This window comes from Azospirillum formosense (assembly GCF_013340925.1).
GTDB classification, from domain to species: Bacteria; Pseudomonadota; Alphaproteobacteria; order Azospirillales; family Azospirillaceae; genus Azospirillum; species Azospirillum formosense.
This window is the reverse complement of record NZ_WHOR01000115.1, coordinates 1-17,144: the sequence shown is the minus strand read 5'-3', so window position 1 is coordinate 17,144 and position 17,144 is coordinate 1. Positions and strand designations below refer to the sequence as shown.

15 protein-coding genes and 1 pseudogene are annotated in these 17,144 nt (G+C 65.3%); 12 read left to right on the top strand and 4 right to left on the bottom strand.

Annotation, left to right across the window (positions count from 1 at the left end):
* The first annotated feature begins 33 nt into the window (after window positions 1-33).
* From GBZ26_RS16070 to GBZ26_RS16045, 7 genes are all read left to right on the top strand, one after another.
* Window positions 34-1,038 carry a hypothetical protein gene (locus tag GBZ26_RS16070; RefSeq protein ID WP_174439701.1) on the top strand — a complete coding sequence of 335 codons (1,005 nt, stop codon included), beginning with the start codon at window positions 34-36 and terminating at the stop codon, window positions 1,036-1,038.
* A gap of 99 nt (window positions 1,039-1,137) precedes the next feature.
* A complete protein-coding gene (locus GBZ26_RS16065; protein WP_174439700.1) occupies window positions 1,138-1,497 on the top strand; it encodes a hypothetical protein in 360 nt (119 codons plus the stop codon).
* Window positions 1,498-2,481: 984 nt separating this feature from the next.
* Window positions 2,482-3,510: an SIR2 family protein gene (locus GBZ26_RS16060; protein ID WP_211099679.1), complete on the top strand. Its 1,029-nt coding sequence runs from the start codon at window positions 2,482-2,484 to the stop codon at window positions 3,508-3,510.
* Window positions 3,511-3,520: 10 nt separating this feature from the next.
* Window positions 3,521-5,284 (top strand): helicase HerA domain-containing protein, encoded by a 1,764-nt coding sequence (locus GBZ26_RS16055; protein WP_174439699.1) that lies wholly within the window; start codon window positions 3,521-3,523, stop codon window positions 5,282-5,284.
* An 87-nt stretch (window positions 5,285-5,371) separates the two neighbouring features.
* On the top strand, window positions 5,372-6,988 hold the full coding sequence (locus GBZ26_RS16050; protein WP_174439698.1) for a Shedu immune nuclease family protein: 1,617 nt from the start codon (window positions 5,372-5,374) through the stop codon (window positions 6,986-6,988).
* Between the two features lie 445 nt (window positions 6,989-7,433).
* Window positions 7,434-7,556: a hypothetical protein gene (locus GBZ26_RS30685; protein ID WP_281427601.1), complete on the top strand. Its 123-nt coding sequence runs from the start codon at window positions 7,434-7,436 to the stop codon at window positions 7,554-7,556.
* 9 nt (window positions 7,557-7,565) lie between these two features.
* Window positions 7,566-8,000 carry an effector-associated domain EAD1-containing protein gene (locus GBZ26_RS16045; protein ID WP_174439697.1) on the top strand — a complete coding sequence of 145 codons (435 nt, stop codon included), beginning with the start codon at window positions 7,566-7,568 and terminating at the stop codon, window positions 7,998-8,000.
* A 38-nt stretch (window positions 8,001-8,038) separates the two neighbouring features.
* Here GBZ26_RS16045 and GBZ26_RS16040 read toward each other — a convergent pair whose 3' ends face one another.
* Both GBZ26_RS16040 and GBZ26_RS16035 read right to left on the bottom strand, forming a co-directional pair.
* Window positions 8,039-8,302, bottom strand: a complete 264-nt coding sequence (locus GBZ26_RS16040) for a hypothetical protein (protein WP_174439696.1) — start codon at window positions 8,300-8,302, stop codon at window positions 8,039-8,041.
* A 640-nt stretch (window positions 8,303-8,942) separates the two neighbouring features.
* Entirely contained in the window at window positions 8,943-10,064 is a 1,122-nt protein-coding gene (locus tag GBZ26_RS16035; protein ID WP_174439695.1) for a c-type cytochrome, read from the bottom strand.
* 150 nt (window positions 10,065-10,214) lie between these two features.
* Here GBZ26_RS16035 and coxB point away from each other — a divergent pair, with 150 nt between their 5' ends.
* From coxB to GBZ26_RS16020, 3 genes are read left to right on the top strand one after another with little or no spacing between them, the layout of a single operon-like run.
* Window positions 10,215-11,237, top strand: coding sequence for a cytochrome c oxidase subunit II (gene coxB / locus GBZ26_RS16030; protein WP_174439694.1), 1,023 nt, complete (start codon window positions 10,215-10,217; stop codon window positions 11,235-11,237).
* Complete coding sequence (gene ctaD / locus GBZ26_RS16025) at window positions 11,234-13,765, top strand: cytochrome c oxidase subunit I (RefSeq protein WP_174439693.1); 2,532 nt, start codon at window positions 11,234-11,236, stop codon at window positions 13,763-13,765. The genes coxB and ctaD overlap by 4 nt, the downstream gene beginning before the upstream one ends.
* 23 nt (window positions 13,766-13,788) lie before the next feature.
* The gene (locus GBZ26_RS16020; protein ID WP_174439692.1) at window positions 13,789-14,148 is read left to right on the top strand and encodes a hypothetical protein; all 360 of its coding nucleotides are present in this window, start codon (window positions 13,789-13,791) and stop codon (window positions 14,146-14,148) included.
* Between the two features lie 10 nt (window positions 14,149-14,158).
* Here the strand turns inward: GBZ26_RS16020 and GBZ26_RS16015 are convergent, their stop codons facing one another.
* Window positions 14,159-15,022, bottom strand: coding sequence for a DUF2189 domain-containing protein (locus GBZ26_RS16015; protein ID WP_174439691.1), 864 nt, complete (start codon window positions 15,020-15,022; stop codon window positions 14,159-14,161).
* A 243-nt stretch (window positions 15,023-15,265) separates the two neighbouring features.
* Here GBZ26_RS16015 and GBZ26_RS16010 point away from each other — a divergent pair, with 243 nt between their 5' ends.
* Window positions 15,266-15,559, top strand: a complete 294-nt coding sequence (locus GBZ26_RS16010) for an acylphosphatase (protein WP_174439690.1) — start codon at window positions 15,266-15,268, stop codon at window positions 15,557-15,559.
* Window positions 15,560-15,794: 235 nt separating this feature from the next.
* A complete protein-coding gene (locus GBZ26_RS16005; protein ID WP_246654152.1) occupies window positions 15,795-16,262 on the top strand; it encodes a hypothetical protein in 468 nt (155 codons plus the stop codon).
* A 3-nt stretch (window positions 16,263-16,265) separates the two neighbouring features.
* Here GBZ26_RS16005 and lipB read toward each other — a convergent pair.
* Window positions 16,266-16,946 (bottom strand): annotated as a pseudogene (gene lipB, locus GBZ26_RS16000) (lipoyl(octanoyl) transferase LipB); the annotation flags it as partial.
* Window positions 16,947-17,144 lie beyond the last annotated feature (198 nt).

Below are 17,144 nucleotides of genomic sequence, written 5' to 3'. Positions count from 1 at the left end.
GCGCGTCACCGTGCCGAATAGGCACTCCGCCTCGTGCGCTGGACGATCGACACCGACGCTGCCGACGAGCAGTTGGCGTCTGAACTGCGCAAGCGGCTGCAGGCAGCCAGCCGACAGTCCGACGCCGTGGAGGACGCGGCGCGGGCAGCGGGGCTGACGCCGGAGGTCCTGCCCAGTGAACCCGGCGCCCGGCTGCGGGCGATTGCGCAGGCGAACCGCGACCGGGCACTGGATGAGGTGGCCACCCTGTTGGATGCGCCGGTGCGGGCGCTTGGTGTGCACCTCCGCGGCGCCGCTGCCGAGCGGGTTCCGGCGGCTCTGGCGATCCTCACGACGGCGATCGAAGGTCGGGATGCGGAGCTTGTGCGGGAGCGCGCCAGCCGCAAGCAGGCGGAACTGGAAGCGCAGGGGTGGAAGCGCGCCTATCAGACACTGGTTCGCCACGGCCGGCGATTGGTGTTGCTCCTTGCCCGGCAGGCCGGGTTGGTCGAACCGGCGAAGGCGGCGTGGCGTCTGCTGATGGATGCCATCAGTCATGGCAAGGAGCCGGGTGATCTTTCCTCTGCGCTCCCCAGCCGGCGCAATGATGCTCAAGTGCGCGGTGAGGCGCCGAACAGGAGCCCGCGGCAGGAGGAAGGCCAACGGACTGGCCGCACCGACAAGGTGAAGCCCGACGCGGAAGCGGCGCCCATCTTGGGCGGCGTGAAACCACCCGCGGCAACTCAGGAGTCGCTGGAGGTCATGACAGGCGAGAAGCCGCGGGCGTCGGGCGCGGTGGCGGGCGCCGTCCGGTTGACCAGCGCCGCGACCGAGGCTGTCAAGGCCTTGGAGGCGCAGCTCAAGGTCATGACCAAGGACGACCTCCTGAAGGTGGCGCAGGAAACAGAACGGGCAGCGCGTGAGGCGGGCGAGGAGAGGCGCCGGAACGAACACCGGCACGCCTACTCGATCATCGCAAGGATTGCGCGGCAACGCGACGTCGCCCTGCAGCCTCTCCAGCCCTCCAAGCCCCGGATCCGCGACGAGTATGCGCGGTGACAGGTGACGGTTGGTACGCGTCGGCGTTGCGTCCGCCCGTCGTGGCGGCTGGCCCTGCGGGCCGCCACGACGGGCGGTCGCAACTCAGGACGACCCGTGATGATGATGACCACCCCGGTGCGGAGCGGCGCTGCCCTGGCCGCGTGCATCGAAGACGATGCGATCATCCGTGTAATTCCGGCGGAACAGAGCGCGGCGACCATGAAGTTCGTAGATTGGCTTCAGGAAACCCTGCAGCGCTGGGCCTGTGGGCAGCGCGGCGCCGCCGACCGCCGGAAACTGGACATGATCGTCCAGGCAGCGGAGGCGATGGACTATCGGCTTTCCCTGACCGTGCAGGACATCTTCGACATCGTAGAAGACCTCGACGCGGCTCTTGACGCCGGCCTGCTTCTGCTCCGCGGGTTCGATCGGCCCGTCATCCGTGTCCATCTCGTGAGCAAGGGCGCTCCGCAGTAGGTGGGGGCGCCGGAGCGTCACGGTGGGTCCCGCTATACGAACCTACCGTGCCCCGGCTCCTGATACGGGCTCATTGCCTCGAACGATGGGGCACGCGACTTCTTTTCGCTGGGACACGTCGCCAATCTCGAACGCGAATGGATGCAGAACTTGACGGAAAGGGCTGTCATCCGAGCGGGAAATGAGTGTCCAACTGGGCTTCTCCGCCCCTGTTCATCATCTGCCGATCGTCACATCCGCTAAAGTATTGAGCCTGTTTCTGATTTCCACAACGGCGTCCCGAATTCTGCCGATGTGCCTGCCGATCTTTGTTCTATTGGAAAGCCTTTGATCACGCGAGGAATTTTTCTTCCCCAGCCTGCCAGCCTTGCCGATCCTTGTCGCAGCGTCGGAGATGACCCTGGCGTCTGAGGAGACGTGTAATACTGGTGGCCGGCCGGTCGCGGTCCAAGTGGTTGAGAACCGTCTGCTCCATCAGTTCGACGTCCCCGAACCGGGCCCTACGCATTACGGCTACAGCGCAAACCCTCCGGATGACCGATTTAGATCAAACCGAAAGAGATCATTTACTGAGAAGACTTTGATTAGAAAGGCTTTGTCCGGCATTTCCGTGCGCCCGCCGATTTGCCGGACAAACACTTATGCATCAGACGATTAGCAGTGTGGCTTGTCTATGGAGGATTGGTGACGACTTGTGGATCAGCGTAAAGGCTGTATTCCGTTGATGCCCTGCTGCAGCCTGTCAGGCGGTGCGGCGCCACCGTGTCTCGATTCGCCGGAAAGGGAGAAGCCGAGCATCGGCAACGATTGGCTTGCGGCGCCGATCGACGGCGTTGGCGGGGAACAAACAGCCAACGAGCATACCCTCGTATGGCGGTTGTCGCGGCGATGGCGTTCGGCACCCGCCGGTGGCAAATTTGAAATAAGTTGTTAAGAATTCGATGATGCCATCGTCTCTATGGCGTAGAGATTGGAGGCGTCGCGGTGACGGCATTCAAGCTTGCATTGGAGATCGCCCAGGAGTGCGTGCAACGCGCGCCCGTGATCGTGCTCGGCAGCGGCGCGTCGGCCGCGCACCGCCTCCCAGGCATGCCCCAGCTGCGTGACCATCTCGTGGCCAGTACGTTGCCGGTCGGTCTTGAAGCGCGCGAACGCGATCTCTGGCAGGATTTTCTAAATGCAGCGGCGACCCTCGATCTTGAGGAGGCGCTGACTGCAGTGGCGCTGACGGAAACGCTTACCGCCCACGTTGTCGCCGCGACCTGGGATCTGCTGGCGCCGGCGGACATGGCGGTGTTCGACCAAGTGGTGCGCAACCGTCACCATTTGCCGCTGACGCGGCTGTTCCAGCATCTTCTGAAGAGCACCCACAACGAAATCAACGTGGTCACACCCAACTATGACCGGCTCGCCGAGTACGCCGCCGACGCTGGCGCCCTATGTCATCACACCGGTTTCGGTCACGGATACTTGCGGCTGCGCCAAACGGACCACCCACTGAAATTCAAGCAGAACAATCGCCCGGTGCGCACCGTCAACGTCTGGAAGGTACATGGGTCGCTCGACTGGTTCCGTGACCCTCAAGGCACCACCGTTGGATTGCCGATCCTGCCGAGCCGGCCAGCCGGCATGACGCCGGTCATCGTGACGCCCGGTGTCGAAAAGTACCGGATTACGCACGATGAGCCGTTCCGCACCATCCTGGCGGGTGCGGACACCGCACTCGCGACGGCGCAGGCGTACCTTTGCATCGGCTACGGGTTCAACGACACGCACATCCAGCCGAAGCTGGTGGAGCGCTGCCGGGCCCAGCCGGTGCCCTTGGTACTGATCACCAAGGCCGTGTCGCCCACGGCCAAGGACTTCCTGCTCAAGGGAGGATGCCGGCGCTTCATGGCGCTGGAGGAGAGTGGCACTGGTTCGCGCCTCTACAGCGCGGAGTACCCCAACGGCGTCGACATTCCGGATCGCCCGGTCTGGCGCCTGGACGAGTTTCTTGGGATGGTGATGTAGGGAGAGCACTGTGAGCATCTTCGACTTCAGAGACTCCGACGCTCTCGGCAGCGTGCTGTCAGTGGACACGACCGTTGTGGTCGTCAGGGTCGCCGACATCGACCGCCTTCGGCAATTGCAGGTGAACCGCTTGGCCGTGCTGGAGAGCACACGGCCCGGACAGCACCTGGTGGGCATCATCCAGAAGATCACGCGCAGCGCCGCCGCGCCGCGCGCCCGGAGCGAAGGCGAGAACGGTGTCGGTGCCGAAGAGGACGAGGCTTCGCCGGAACTGAACCTAGTGCGCATTGCGCTGATCGGCACCTTGGTCGACCGACTCGGCGAGCATCGCAACGTGTTCTTGCGCACTCTGGAGACCGTCCCTGAAATCGACGCGAACTGTTACGCTGTTGAAGGTGAACGCCTGACCAACTTCATGCGGGTGATTGCCAGCATCGCAAGCGATGGTCAGCGCCTGTCTCTGGGCTGCTACACCCTTGACGACCGCGCGGAAGCCTTCCTGAACGGCAACAAGTTCTTCCAACGGCACGCCGTCATTGTCGGCAGCACGGGCTCGGGCAAGTCTTGGACCACGGCGCGTATGCTCGAGCAGGTGGCGGCGCTGCCCAACGCGAACGCCATCGTGTTCGACATTCACGGCGAGTACCAGACGCTGCAGGCCGAAGGCATTCGCCATTTCCGGATCGCCGGGCCGGGCGATCTCGACCAAGCAGCGTCGCTGGCGGAAGGCGTCCTCTACCTGCCGTACTGGCTGCTCGGCTACGAGGCGCTGGTCACCATGTTCGTCGACCGTAGCGACCAGAACGCGCCGAACCAGACTATGGTCATGCAGCGCGCCATCACTGGTGCCAAGCGCGCCTACTTGGAACGCGGCGGGCACCAGGACGTCCTCGACAACTTCACCATCGACAGTCCGGTTCCGTTCGACCTGGAGGAAGTCTTTGGCGATCTGAACAAGCTCAACACCGAGATGGTCCCTGGTGCCAAGCAGGAGAAGCAGGGGGACTACCACGGCAAGTTGAGCCGTCTCATCGCCCGCCTAGAGAACAAGCGATCGGATCGGCGCCTTGGCTTCCTGTTCCGCCCAGGCGCCGACACAATGGCGTTCGATTGGTTGGAGCGGCTGGTATCGACGCTGCTTGCGGGCAGCCAGGACCAAGCGGACGGCAAGGGCGGCTTGAAGATCATCGACTTCTCCGAGGTGCCCTCCGACATCCTGCCGCTCATCGTGAGCCTTGTTGCCAAGCTCGCCTTCTCCGTGCAGCAGTGGACCACGCCCGGGCGCCGGCATCCGATCGCCCTATTCTGCGACGAGGCGCATCTCTACATTCCCGAGCGCGCGGGCGCCGGCGCAGCCGACGACATCTCCGTGGGGATCTTCGAGCGGATCGCCAAGGAGGGCCGCAAGTACGGAGTCGGGCTGGTGGTGATCAGCCAGCGGCCGTCGGAGGTCAACCGGACGGTGCTCAGCCAATGCAACAACGTGGTGGCCATGCGCCTGACCAACGGCGAGGACCAAAGCGTGATCAAGCGCCTGCTGCCGGACAGCCTTGGCAGCTTCGGCGACCTGCTGCCAATTCTGGACACCGGCGAGGCGCTGGTGGTCGGCGATGCCAGCCTCTTGCCGAGCCGCATCCGCATTGCCAAGCCGTCCCGTGCTCCGAACAGCGGCACCATCGAGTTCTGGGACAAGTGGGCGGATGCGACGCCCGTGGGCGCCGCTGCCGAGGCGGTCGATGGATGGCGGCGGCAGACGCAAGGCGCTGTGATGTGACCCATTCCGCCCAGCGCGGTCCAAGACCGATGCTGGGCGCGGTGGAGCGGCGCTCCAGCCCGTGGGCTTTTTTTGGGGACAACCAAAATGGCATTAAATCCATACCGTAGCAACAGACGCACCGAGACCGCTGATTATGGAGACCTCATTTTCACCGGAGCTGATAAAAAGAAATGGACAATCAGCTTTCAGCCCAATCAGCGTGGTCTCGAGGAGGCATCATATCAGCGCAAATCGAACGACTTTGATGAGGTTGCTTATGATTTGTTAGGTGCTCTCAGTTCTCCGCGCCAAGGGAAAGATGTTGGGGTGACGTCTTCGTTACGTCCTGATGTGATCACACCACCTGCAGGGCCAATTCTGCTGGTCTCTGCAGATGTTAACGCAAAGATACTTGATACATTTCCTATTAATACCACAAGTAGCAACCGTGGACTGTTTGACCCAAAATATGGAAAAATCAAGTCTATTCGTTTTGAAGGATTGTGGCTATCTACAGCGGAGGATCTTGAGGATGCGTTGAGAGAGATTAACAGGCTGCCTATGGGATTTGTGCGTTCGCCTCAGTATGGAATGGGCATTGACTACGAATTGAGTGCGATTACGGATACTTTAGGTAACTTAGATATCGACAGGATCGTCGTGCGGTCTGGTCTTCGGATGGGTCTGCCCAAAGTGGAGGGCCGCAGCTACATACTGGCAAAGGTGCAGTTCGACGAACTTCGGCGGGCGATCCGGCGCGTCCACGAGAAAGCACTAGATCAAGCGGGGGATGAGAAGGATCGTATTTCGCACAATCATTTGTTGTCTGCCGTTGATCCAGTTGGCCACCCCGAGCAACCCCCGATTTACCGTAAGGACGGCGTAACTGCGGTGATCGCTTCTCGATCGGGCGACAGTTTGTCTGAGGCGGACCAACGCACTGTCATCGCCGCAGCGCGCTCCGCAGCGAAGCCAGCCGCCAAGAGAGAGCCGCAAGCTTTGCTTCGGTTAAGCCGGGAAATCGAGGTGGTTACCCTGGAGGAGCTGGTCGAGAAGCTGAAAAAGCTCATCGAAAAGAAGACAAAGGAAAATGGCTGGCAAAAATTCTTTGAGAAAAATCCCTTTGTTCTTCGTTTAGCCTTCGGATTTCCGGTGGTGCAGATGCAAGAGCAGGTATCCGTTGGTGGCGGTAAATTTAACAGGACTGGTGAGAAAATATCGGACTTTGCTTTGAAGGCTGCCGCGACTGGTAATCTTTTGTTGGTTGAGATAAAAACCGCGGAGACTCCATTGTTTGATAATGCTCCATATCGAGGTGGAGTTTATGCGCCAAGTCGAGATCTTTCTGGCTCTGTAAATCAAATACTTGATCAACGTTTGCAGCTTCAGACGCATTTGCCAGTTCTGAAGCACTGCTCCGGTATCCATGACGTAGAGAGCTACGCCGTGCAGGGGGTCGTGATTATTGGCAGAACGCCAACCGATCGTGATCAGAAAAAATCCCTGGAGCTGTTTCGTCATGGCCTAAAATCTGTTTTAGTTATCACATTTGATGAAATGCTTGCAAAATTGGAAGATTTGGTCGGATTTTTGCGGGTGCCTGACGCCGAGGGCCCCTCCAGTGGTGTAGCAGATAATACTTTGAATGGGACAGCTGCTGCGGCACCCAAATCGGCGGCCATCCTGTCGGTTCGTCGGAGAGCAAAGGGAGCGTCTGCATAGCCAGACGCTGTTGAGGCGTCAGTGCCGGTGTACTCCATCCTCCCCTCAAGCCACATCTCCATTTCCAATCCATCCTGTACACCTACCTACCAACGGCACCATCAAATTCTGGGGAATGTGGGAAGATGCAACGTCCGTTGTCGGCGCCACCGAGACGGTGAACGGATGGTCGCGCCAGATGCACGGCGCCGCGTGACAGCGCCGTCGCATCCGCTGCCATGACGGAAGCAAGGCCGGATCCGTAGATGTGGAGACAGCGTGGTTCGGGCAGTGGGTATGACAACTTCCTTCTGCGATCTTTAGCTGTTCTCACAGCAACCAATCCACGCTGCCGTAGCTGGGCTTCACTCGCACGCGTAATCCCGATGCGACGGCACGAGACCGTTGCCTTGGAATTGATCTCAGCGCGCGTGCTTATGGGTTGAGTATCGCGTAAAGGCTGCTGATGCCTCCGGTTCCTATGCGCGCCGCCGACATGCCGGAAAGTTGTGGTGAACGCCGAGGTGCCAAGAACAGCCTGTTCACCCAGCATCTCGTCGACTCCCTGCGCGGCGCGGCGCGCACGTAGGGTGATGGGGTGATCCGCGTCTTCAATGCCTTCAACCACGCCGTTCCGAAGGTTGGCAGCGACTCCCACGGCCGTCAGCATCCAGTCTTCAAGGCAAGCCAGATGGAGGACAACTTCCCCATCGCCCTCGACCGCGGCGGGGCGAAGTCCGCCGCGCCCGCCCCGGCGCCGCATGCACCTGCGGACGACTGGAAGCGGATCAAGGACATCCTGGTCGACCTCTGTCCGGCCGGCCCGCAGGACCAGGAGATCTGGGCGCGCGCCGGAGGGGACCTGTCGCGCTTGCGGCTGACGGGCCGAGGTCGGGTAGACTGGTTCGCCGCGCTCCGGGCCCTGCGCCAGGGTGGCGGCGGCGCGCGCATCTCGGCGGACGCGCTTATCCGCGCTGGCCTCGACGACTTCCCGCATTATCAAGACTTGCAAGGCCTGCTCGGCGTCCTATGAGCCGAGGCCGTTGCCCCCCGGCCTCTGACGTCGCACGACTACGCTGCAAGATCATCGCCTTCATCGACGGCAACCGGGGTGCTGATCCTCTGTCCCGCCATGACCAACCAGCGCGGTGCAGGTGAGGCCGTCTGCTTTTCAAGGGCTTTCGGAAGATCGACTCTGCGCCGCCGGCCCTGCTTGGATGGGCGAGGTAACCATGGTTCAATCAGGATCCACTCCGTGTCGGTCAGGTCCATCAGATCCCGCTGCAACCGACGCTCATGCCGTACCTGCATCGCTTGATGAACTTTCGTCCACATCGCCTGTATCCCGCTTCCATACGGAAAACAGGCAAACCGCCTTTCGCAACCGGGCTCTCACAGCAGATCGGCTTTTTGTACCATCATGGTGGGTCAGATCGATATTGGCGGCAGCGTCAACTCTCGGTGGCTGCGCGCCCCCGCAACCAAACATCAGCCCCTGAAAGCAATCAGCTTTCGGGGGCTTTTTTCATCCGAAATCAGCCCTCTCCGGTCGTGTCCCCGAGCGTGGTATATGAGCTGTGGGGAACCGGCCCGCCGCAGCGCTCTCACGGAGCTTGCGTCGGCGGGCCGGTTCCCCACAGCAGGGCGGTCATCGCGGGTCTTCGATTATAGCGTGACAATCTGGATGAGGGAACGCGACGATCAGGGGATGATAAGAGCTGGGGTCTTCGCCGTCACGGATCCGGCGCTTTTCCTTCCAGGTCAGCTGCCGCCGGGGCGCCCCCACGATGGAGGCGTCGATGATCTGACCGCCCATGGCGAAGTAACCGCGCTCCTTCAATGCCGTGTCGAAGCGGGCGAACAGCTCCTACACCACGAGATCGGACACGATCCAAGAGTTGTTCCGTAATGCGGAAAACCAGCATACAGAGCCATTATTGATCTTGGATGGTTGGGGCTTGTTCGGGGGAAAGTTTCAGCGCTCTCCCTCGGTCTCCCGCGGGCGGTTCATCGCGTAGTGCAGGGACAGAGCGCGGATCTGCTCTTCGGTCAGATTGCGGGCAGCCGCGGCCATGATCCGGGACAGCGGTGTATCGCCATGGGCGTCATTCGCCCAAAGGCGGAGCTGCTCGGCGATGTAACTCGCATGCTGGCCGTCGAGGAGGGGATAGCGCGGGTCGCGGGCCTCGCCATGGCAACCGGAGCAGGCCGGCACCGCGGTGTCACGGTCGCCGGATTCGGCCAGCCGGGCGCCCAGCTCCAGCAGGGCCGGATCGGCGTTGGCGGGCGGGGGCGGGTAGGGTGCTGCCGTCTGCCCGGCATAGTGATCGGCCAGGGTGCGCAGGATCGAATCGTCCAGCCCGGCGGTCACCGGCTGCATGATGCCGCTGTGCCGGCCGCCCTCGGCGTAGGCCTTCAGCGCGTGGAAGAGATACTCGGCGTTCTGACCGGACAGGCGTGGGAAGGCGACGGTACCGCCCCCGGCGCCGTCATAGCCGTGGCAGCGGGCGCAATTGTCCAGCACCTCGCGGGCCGAGCCGTCCAGCATCTGAAGATCGGCCAGCGCCGAGCGGTCGCCGTCCGGCGCCGTCTCCCCGAAGGCGAGCCGCCGGTACTCCTCGGCGCTCATGCCGTCCAGCCGGCGCAGGAAGGCGGCCACGGCCCAGGGCTCGTCGTCGCGGGCCTGCGCGGGCCAGGCGGGCATGCCGGCGTATTTGATGCCGTTGTAGGTGATCCAATAGAGTTGTTTGTCCGTCCAGTCCCCGGCATGGCCCGGCAGGAAGGGCGGGGCGGGCAGCATGTGGCGCGAGATCGGGTTGCGGCCGACGTCGGGCGCGCCGTGGCAAGGGGCGCAGCCGTCCTCGTAATGGCCGGCGCCGCGCCGGATCAGCGCCGGGTCGTCGAGGTCGGGCGGATCGCCGACGAAGGCGGCGTGCGTTTCGATGGAGCTGCGCATCGCCATGCCGAAGAACCAAGTGACGGGCGGCCAGTGCTCCTTGCTGGCGGCGATGTTGTAGAGCCCCGACCAGGCGAACAGGAAGCCCCCCACCGCTTGGGCGCCCAGAACCAGCCCGATGATCGTCAGAACTCTGCGCATGAACAAGACGCTCCGGCGGTTGTGAGTGGTCGTCCCCGAGTGAATGCTCCCCCGATGACCGAAGTTCCGGCGGAACCTGCGGCCTTGGCGTGAGTTTAGCCGTGCAACGACGATGCCCGCCGCCGCGGGCCAACGCCGCGAGGGGGGTGCATGGACCGCAGGTCTGGCCGCAGCGAGGGACGCAGACGGAACTGGCGGGGGGCGGCCCTGGCCGGCGGAATGGGGCTCCTGGCGGCCTGCGAGCGGGGTCCGCAATCCGCACTCCACCCCGCCGGACGCAACGCCGAGGCGATCCTCGACCTGACGCTGCTTCTCGTCGCCGGGGGCGCGGTCATCTTCCTTTTCGTCATGGCGCTGGCGGGGTACGCCGTCATCGCCCGGCCGGAACGTTTCCCCGGTAGCCGCGCCTGGATCATCGGTGGCGGTGTCGTCTTTCCCATCGTCACGCTGACGGCGCTTCAGGTCTACGAGTTCGCCGTGGCCCGGCAGTTGTCGGACACCGGCGGGATGGAGCCGCTGCGCGTCGAGGTCACCGGCTACATGTGGTGGTGGGAGGTCCGCTATCCCGGTGTGGGGGAGGGCGGTGAGGTGCTGCGCACCGCCAACCGCCTCGTCATTCCCGCCGGGCGCCCGGTGGAGGTGGTGGTGACCGCGGCGGACGTCATCCACAGCTTCTGGGTGCCCAGCCTGGGCGGCAAGATGGACATGATTCCCGGCCACGAGAACCGGCTGATCCTGGTTGGGGAGCGGCCCGGCACCTACCGCGGCCAGTGCGCCGAGTACTGCGGCGCCCAGCACGCGCTGATGGCCTTCGACGTGGTGGTGGAGCCGCCCGACCGCTTCGAGGAATGGCTGGCCGGCGAGCGCCGCCCCGCCGCCGAGCCCGCGGGGCCGCAGCAGGCCGCCGGGCGCGACGCCTTCCTGCGCGCCGGCTGTGGGTCCTGCCACACGGTGCGCGGCACGCCGGCCAACGGGGCGGCGGGGCCGGACCTGACCCATGTCGGCGGGCGCGGTGCTCTGGCCGCCGGGACGCTGCCCAACACGCCGGAGGCCCTGGCCGGCTGGATCACCGGGTCGCAGCACATCAAGCCGGAAAACCGCATGCCGTCCTTCCCGATCCTGGGCGGCGACGATCTGCACGCCATCGCCGTCTGGCTGGAGAGCCTGGAATGACCCCGCCGCTCGACGATGCCGCCCTGCCCAACCGCCTGCCGCGCCCGAAGGAGGAGCTGGAGGCGCTGAAGCGCGCCTGGAAGCCGACCTCCGGCCTCGGCCTGCTGAAGGAGGTGAACAACAACATCATCGGGGTGATGTACATCGGCACGGCGCTGCTGTTCTTCGTCATCTCGGGCACGCTGGCGCTGGTCATGCGCGCGCAGCTCGCCGTGCCGGAGAACGACGTGCTGGGGCACAGCCTCTACAACCAGTTCTTCACCGTGCACGGCACGGGCATGATGTTCCTGTTCGCCGTGCCCATCGTCGAGGCCATCGGCGTCTTCCTGCTGCCCTCCATGCTGGCGGCGCGCGACCTGCCCTTTCCGCGGCTGTCGGCCTTCGCCTTCTGGGCCTATCTGTTCGGCGGTCTGGCCTTCTTCTGCTCGCTGATCTTCGAGGTGGCGCCGGACGGCGGCTGGTTCATGTACCCGCCGCTGACCAGCATGAAATTCTCGCCGGGCATCAACGCCGATTTCTGGCTGCTCGGCATCGGCTTCATCGAGATATCGGCCATCGCCGGGGCCATCGAGATCATCGTCGGCATCCTGCGCACCCGGCCGCCCGGCATGACGCTGGACAAGATTCCGGTCTACTGCTGGTCGATGCTGGTCATGGCGGGGATGATCGTCTTCGCCTTCCCGGCGGTGATCATCGCGACCGCGCTTCTGGAGATCGAGCGCGCCTTCGACTGGCCCTTCTTCATCGCGGAGCGGGGCGGCGACCCGCTGCTGTGGCAGCACCTGTTCTGGTTCTTCGGCCATCCCGAGGTCTACATCATCTTCCTGCCGGCGGCGGGGCTGGTGTCGATGATGGTGCCGGCGCTGGCGCAGCGGCCGCTGGTCGGCCACGACTGGGTGGTGGTGGCGCTGGTCGGCACGGGTTTCTTCAGCTTCGGCCTGTGGGTGCACCACATGTTCGCCACCGGCATCCCGCCGCTGAGCCTCAGCTTCTTCTCCGCCGCCAGCATGGCCGTGTCGGTGCCCGCCGGCATCCAGGTCTTCGCCTGGATCGCCACGCTGGGCAAGGGGCGGCTGCAATGGACGGTGGCGACGTGGTTCCTGCTGGGCTTCCTGTTCATCTTCGTGGCCGGCGGCCTGACCGGCGTGATGGTGGCGGTCATCCCCTTCGACTGGCAGGCCCATGACAGCTACTTCGTGGTGGCGCACCTGCATTACGTGCTGATCGGCGGCATGGTCTTCCCGGTCTTCGCCGGGCTGTATCACTGGTGGCCGACGCTGAAGGGCACCATGCTGTCGGAGCGGCTGGGGCGCTGGGCCTTCTGGATGATGTTCATCGGCTTCAACGTCGCCTTCTTCCCCATGCATATCAGCGGCCTGATGGGCATGCCGCGCCGCGTCTACACCTATCCGGGGGACCTGGGCTGGAACGTCCTGAACATGGTCTCGACCGTCGGGGCCTTCGTGATGGCCTTCGGCGTCCTGCTGGTGCTGATCGACATGGCGCGCGACGCCTTCGGCCGGGGTCGCCCGGCGCCGGAGAATCCCTGGAAGGCGGGGACGCTGGAATGGATCCCGAACGACAATTACGCCACGCGCAGCATCCCGCACGTCCGCTCGCTCTACCCGCTGTGGGACAACCCGAGCCTGTCGCGTGAGGTGCAGGAGGGCGCTCATTACCTGCCCGGCGCCCCGACCCACCGGCGCGAGACCATCGTGACCAGCCCGATCGAGGCCCGGCCCCAGTATCTGATGCCGATGCCCGGCCCGCACTGGAGCCATTTCCTCGCCGGGCTGTTCACCGCCGCCCATTTCATCTGTCTGGCGGTGCAACTCTACTGGGTGTCGCTGGTGCCCGGGGTGCTGGCCATCGCCTCGGTCTTCTGGTGGGTGTGGAGCCTGGACAAGGGGGCCGACCACCCGCCGCAGGACGTCGGCGGCGGATGGCGCGTGCCGGTCTATCTCCAGGGATCGGAGAACCACTCCTGGTGGGGGACGGCGGTCCTGCTGCTGGTGGACGGGACGGCCTTCGCCTGCCTGTGCTTCACCTACGTCTTCCTGTGGACGGTCAGCCCCGACGTCTGGCCGGTGGGCACCGACGCCCTGCCGGGGCTGGGATGGCTGTTCGGCGAGGCGGCGCTGTGGGTCGTCGCGGCGGGGGCGATGCTGCTGGCGAGCCGCGCCGTGGCCGGCAACCGCAACTGGGCGATGCGGGGCGCCCTGCTTGTTGGTCTCCTGCTGATGCTGGCCGCCGCGGTGGCCGAGCCCTACAACCGCATCGGCAGCGGCCTCGTGGCGTCGGAGAGCGCCTATGGCGCGATCGTCTACATGCTGGCCTCCTGGCAGGCCTTCCACGTCGTGATCCTGGTCCTGATGACCGGCTTCACGCTGGCGCGCTCCTTCGCCGGGCGGCTGCACGCGCGGCGCCGGGTCACCTTCGACAACGTGATGCTGGTGTGGCTCTACACCTGCGGGCAGGGCGTGGTGTCGCTCCTGCTGGTGCATCTGTTCCCGCGTCTGGCCGTGTGAGCCCGGAAATTGTGAGGTTGACCATGGAAAGGACGGCGTTCACCGCGACCTTCACCGGGATGATGTCGGCCTTCCTGATCTGGGCGGCCCATTTCGCGGCGGTCTACGGCATCAACGGGCTGATCTGCGCCCGCGCGTGGGACGGGGTGGAGCTGTACGGCCACCCCGTCGCTGTGGTGCTGATCCTCGGCGCCACGGCGGTCGCCCTGCTGCTGGCCGCGGGCGTGCTGGCGGCGGCGCTGTGGGGCGCCGCTCCGGGCCGGCGGACCAGCGAGGACCCGCGCCGCTTCATCCGCCTGTTCACCGCGCTCGCCGCCGCGGGATCGCTGGTCGCCATTCTGTGGAACGGGCTTCCCGCCCTGCAGGTGCCGGCCTGCGGCTAACCCAACCGCTTCATTCCGGAATCAGGCGCCGGTAGAGGTGCCATGTGGCGTGGCCGAGCACCGGCATGACGATCACCAGCCCGACGAAGGCGGGCAGCGAGCCGAGCAGCAGCCCCCCCGCCACAATCAGGCCCCAGAGCGCCATGGGCTCGGGATTTCTCAGCGTCGCGCGGACGGAGGTGCGGATGGCCGTCGCCACGCCGACCCGGCGATCCATGAGGAGCGGGAAGCTGACCACGCTGATCGCCAGCGCCAGGATGGCGAACAGGAAGCCGACCCCGATCCCCAGCACCATCATCGCCCAGCCGGCGCGGGTGGTGAACAGGGCCTGGGTGAAGGCACTCCAGCCCTCCGGCGCCAGCGGGGCGAGGGTCGCCATGTAGATGAGCTGCGCCGCCACCAGCCACAGCAGGAACACCGCCGTCAGGATCGCCCCCATCGCCAGGATCGCTCCGAAGGCCGGGGAGCGCGCCACGCTGAAGGCGTCCGCCCAGGATACCTGGTCGCCCCGCTCGCGCCGGCGGCTCATCTCATAGAGGCCGACCGCGGCGAAGGGGCCGATCAGCACGAAGCCGGAGGCCAGCGGGAACAGCAGGTGCAGCGCGTTCTCGTCGAAGACCACCTCGGCCAGCAGCAGCCCGACCAGAGGATAGATCAGGGCGATGAACAGGACGTCGGTGCGGCAGGCCATGAAGTCATGGAGCCCTTTCCTCAGCGCGTCGCGCAGGTCGTCGCTGCGGATGCGCCGTACCGTGGGCTCCAGCGCCGCCCGCTCTGCCGCCGGCGGGGCGATGGCGTGGCCCGCTTCCGCCAAGCCGTGGGACCAGGACTTGAAATGGGCCGCTCCCCATTCCGCAGGGTTTCGGATGGTCATGTCCGTTCCTCCCGAACCGTTCGTTCAGGGGTGCGAGCCCGCCCGTGCCCGGTCGCGGCCTTCGCTGTCGCGGCCCGGCGGTCACAGGAGATCCCGCGCCCCGCCATGCACGGATGATACGCCGACGAATGGTTGGCGGCACTGTTCATTGGAGGAGGGGAGGGCGCCGGGCACCGCCGGGTTTTCCGGAACCGGCGCCTGTCCTATTCTCCTGGGCCTAGGGAAACGACATCGGGGATGGGAATGGCGGAAAAGGAAGACCGCAAGGCCGTGCTGGCCCGCGTTCATGGCAGGGTGCAGGGCGTATGGTACCGCGGCTGGACCGTGGAGACGGCCAACCAGTTGGGGCTGGACGGCTGGGTGCGCAACCGCGGCGACGGCACGGTGGAGGCGCTGTTCGCCGGTTCGGCGGACGCCGTCGACCGCATGCTGGAAGCCTGCCGCCGTGGCCCCTCCGCCGCCATCGTCAGCGACATCGCCGTCGAGCCGGCCCGTGATCCCGGTCCGGGCGTGTTCGAGCAGCGCCCGACGCAGTGACGGCGGGGGATGGTTAGCGTTCTGTTAGTCCGGCGGGGCTAGGCTGTCGGGTGTGGATGAGGGGTCGGATCGCCTTGCCCCCACCCCGGCCTTCCCCCGCTGTCGCAGGGGAGGGAGATATTCGCGGAGCGGCGGTAGTCCCCTCCCCTGCGCAGCGGGGGAGGGTTAGGGAGGGGGCACGCGGATTGGGATGAGCGGCAACAGGCCAAAATCAGCGCTTCCGCACCGCGCGGCCTTGAGCATCCTGCTTCTCAGCGCGCTGACGACCGGAGCCGCCTGGGCCCAGGGGCCGCTCGACCGGACCGAGCCGGGGCACATGCCGCCGGTGCCGCCCGGCGGCTATAATCTGCCGCTGTCGCCGCCGGTGGTCCAGTACCCCTTGCCGCCGCAATGGGTGACGATCCGCTCCACCCAGGACTGGCGGCACGCCGGAACCTTCGAGAAGGAGCTGAGCAAAGCCTGCGCCGCCCGCCAGTTCCGCGAGCAGATGCCCATGCGTTACCGCGCCATTTTCAAAGGCGAGGTCCTGGGCGTCGCCTTCGGCCATGGCCTGAACCTGCACGACCCGAAGAAGCAGGCGAACCGCAAGCTGATCTACCTGTTCCGCAACGGCGACAGCACCGGCTGCACCATCGTGTCGATCACCAACGAGGACCTGCGCGTCCTCAACGACGCGCAGCCCGCCGGGGCGCCGAAGCGGTAGGAGTCATTCCTCACCGGCTGCGCCGCCGAAGACCTCCGCGAAGCCGGCGATCAGGGCGGCGTCCACATCCTCCATGGTGACGAGGTGGCCGAGCGCCACGATGGAGGTCACCCCATGCTCGCTGATGCCACAGGGGACGATGCCGGCGAAGTGGGACAGGTCCGGCTCGACGTTCAGGGCGACGCCGTGGAAGCTGACCCAGCGGCGCACCCGCACGCCGATCGCGGCGATCTTGTCTTCCTGGCCGGGCGCGCCGCCATAGGGCCCCTTGTCCACCCAGATGCCGACGCGGCCCTCCCGCCGTTCGCCGCGGATGTTGAAGGCGGCCAGCGTGCGGATCAGCCACTCCTCCAGATCCTGGACGAAGGCGCGGATGTCGGCGCCGCGGGTCTTGAGGTCCAGCATCACATAGGCCACGCGCTGGCCCGGCCCGTGGTAGGTGAATTGCCCGCCGCGTCCGGCCTGATAGACGGGGAAGCGGCCCGGCTCCAGCAGATCCTCCTCCCGCGCGCTGGTGCCGGCGGTGTAGAGGGGCGGATGCTCCAGCAGCCAGACCAGCTCCGGCGCGGTGCCGGCGCGGATGGCCTCGACGCGCGCCTCCATCTCGGCCAGCGCGTCGGGGTAGGGGACGGGCGTGTCGCTGATGCGCCATTCCACCGCCCTGGCCGGGGCGGGAGCGGCGGCTGGCTCTTATAAACATCTCCGAGCCCACGGGAATAAGGCGGATCTCGGATGCCGCCTTCTGGCTGAAAAAAAAAAGAAACGTCAGCGCCAAACGCGACCACTGAGTACCGGGGTAGTAGGCGATGTCGGGGGGAGGGGGAAGTGACGGAACGGTGAGGAGCATAGGGAAGTGCAACGATGGGGGTGGCGTGCAGGAGC

Bases quoted from the DNA above. Each gene is read 5' to 3' on its own strand.
- GBZ26_RS16035 (WP_174439695.1), bottom strand. From the start codon at position 10,064: ATGCGCAGAGTTCTGACGATCATCGGGCTGGTTCTGGGCGCCCAAGCG.
- GBZ26_RS16050 (WP_174439698.1), top strand. From the start codon at position 5,372: ATGGCATTAAATCCATACCGTAGCAACAGACGCACCGAGACCGCTGAT.
- GBZ26_RS16040 (WP_174439696.1), bottom strand. From the start codon at position 8,302: ATGTGGACGAAAGTTCATCAAGCGATGCAGGTACGGCATGAGCGTCGG.
- GBZ26_RS16020 (WP_174439692.1), top strand. From the start codon at position 13,789: ATGGAAAGGACGGCGTTCACCGCGACCTTCACCGGGATGATGTCGGCC.
- GBZ26_RS16010 (WP_174439690.1), top strand. From the start codon at position 15,266: ATGGCGGAAAAGGAAGACCGCAAGGCCGTGCTGGCCCGCGTTCATGGC.
- GBZ26_RS16015 (WP_174439691.1), bottom strand. From the start codon at position 15,022: ATGACCATCCGAAACCCTGCGGAATGGGGAGCGGCCCATTTCAAGTCC.
- ctaD (WP_174439693.1), top strand. From the start codon at position 11,234: ATGACCCCGCCGCTCGACGATGCCGCCCTGCCCAACCGCCTGCCGCGC.
- GBZ26_RS30685 (WP_281427601.1), top strand. From the start codon at position 7,434: ATGCCTCCGGTTCCTATGCGCGCCGCCGACATGCCGGAAAGTTGTGGT.
- GBZ26_RS16065 (WP_174439700.1), top strand. From the start codon at position 1,138: ATGATGATGACCACCCCGGTGCGGAGCGGCGCTGCCCTGGCCGCGTGC.
- coxB (WP_174439694.1), top strand. From the start codon at position 10,215: ATGGACCGCAGGTCTGGCCGCAGCGAGGGACGCAGACGGAACTGGCGG.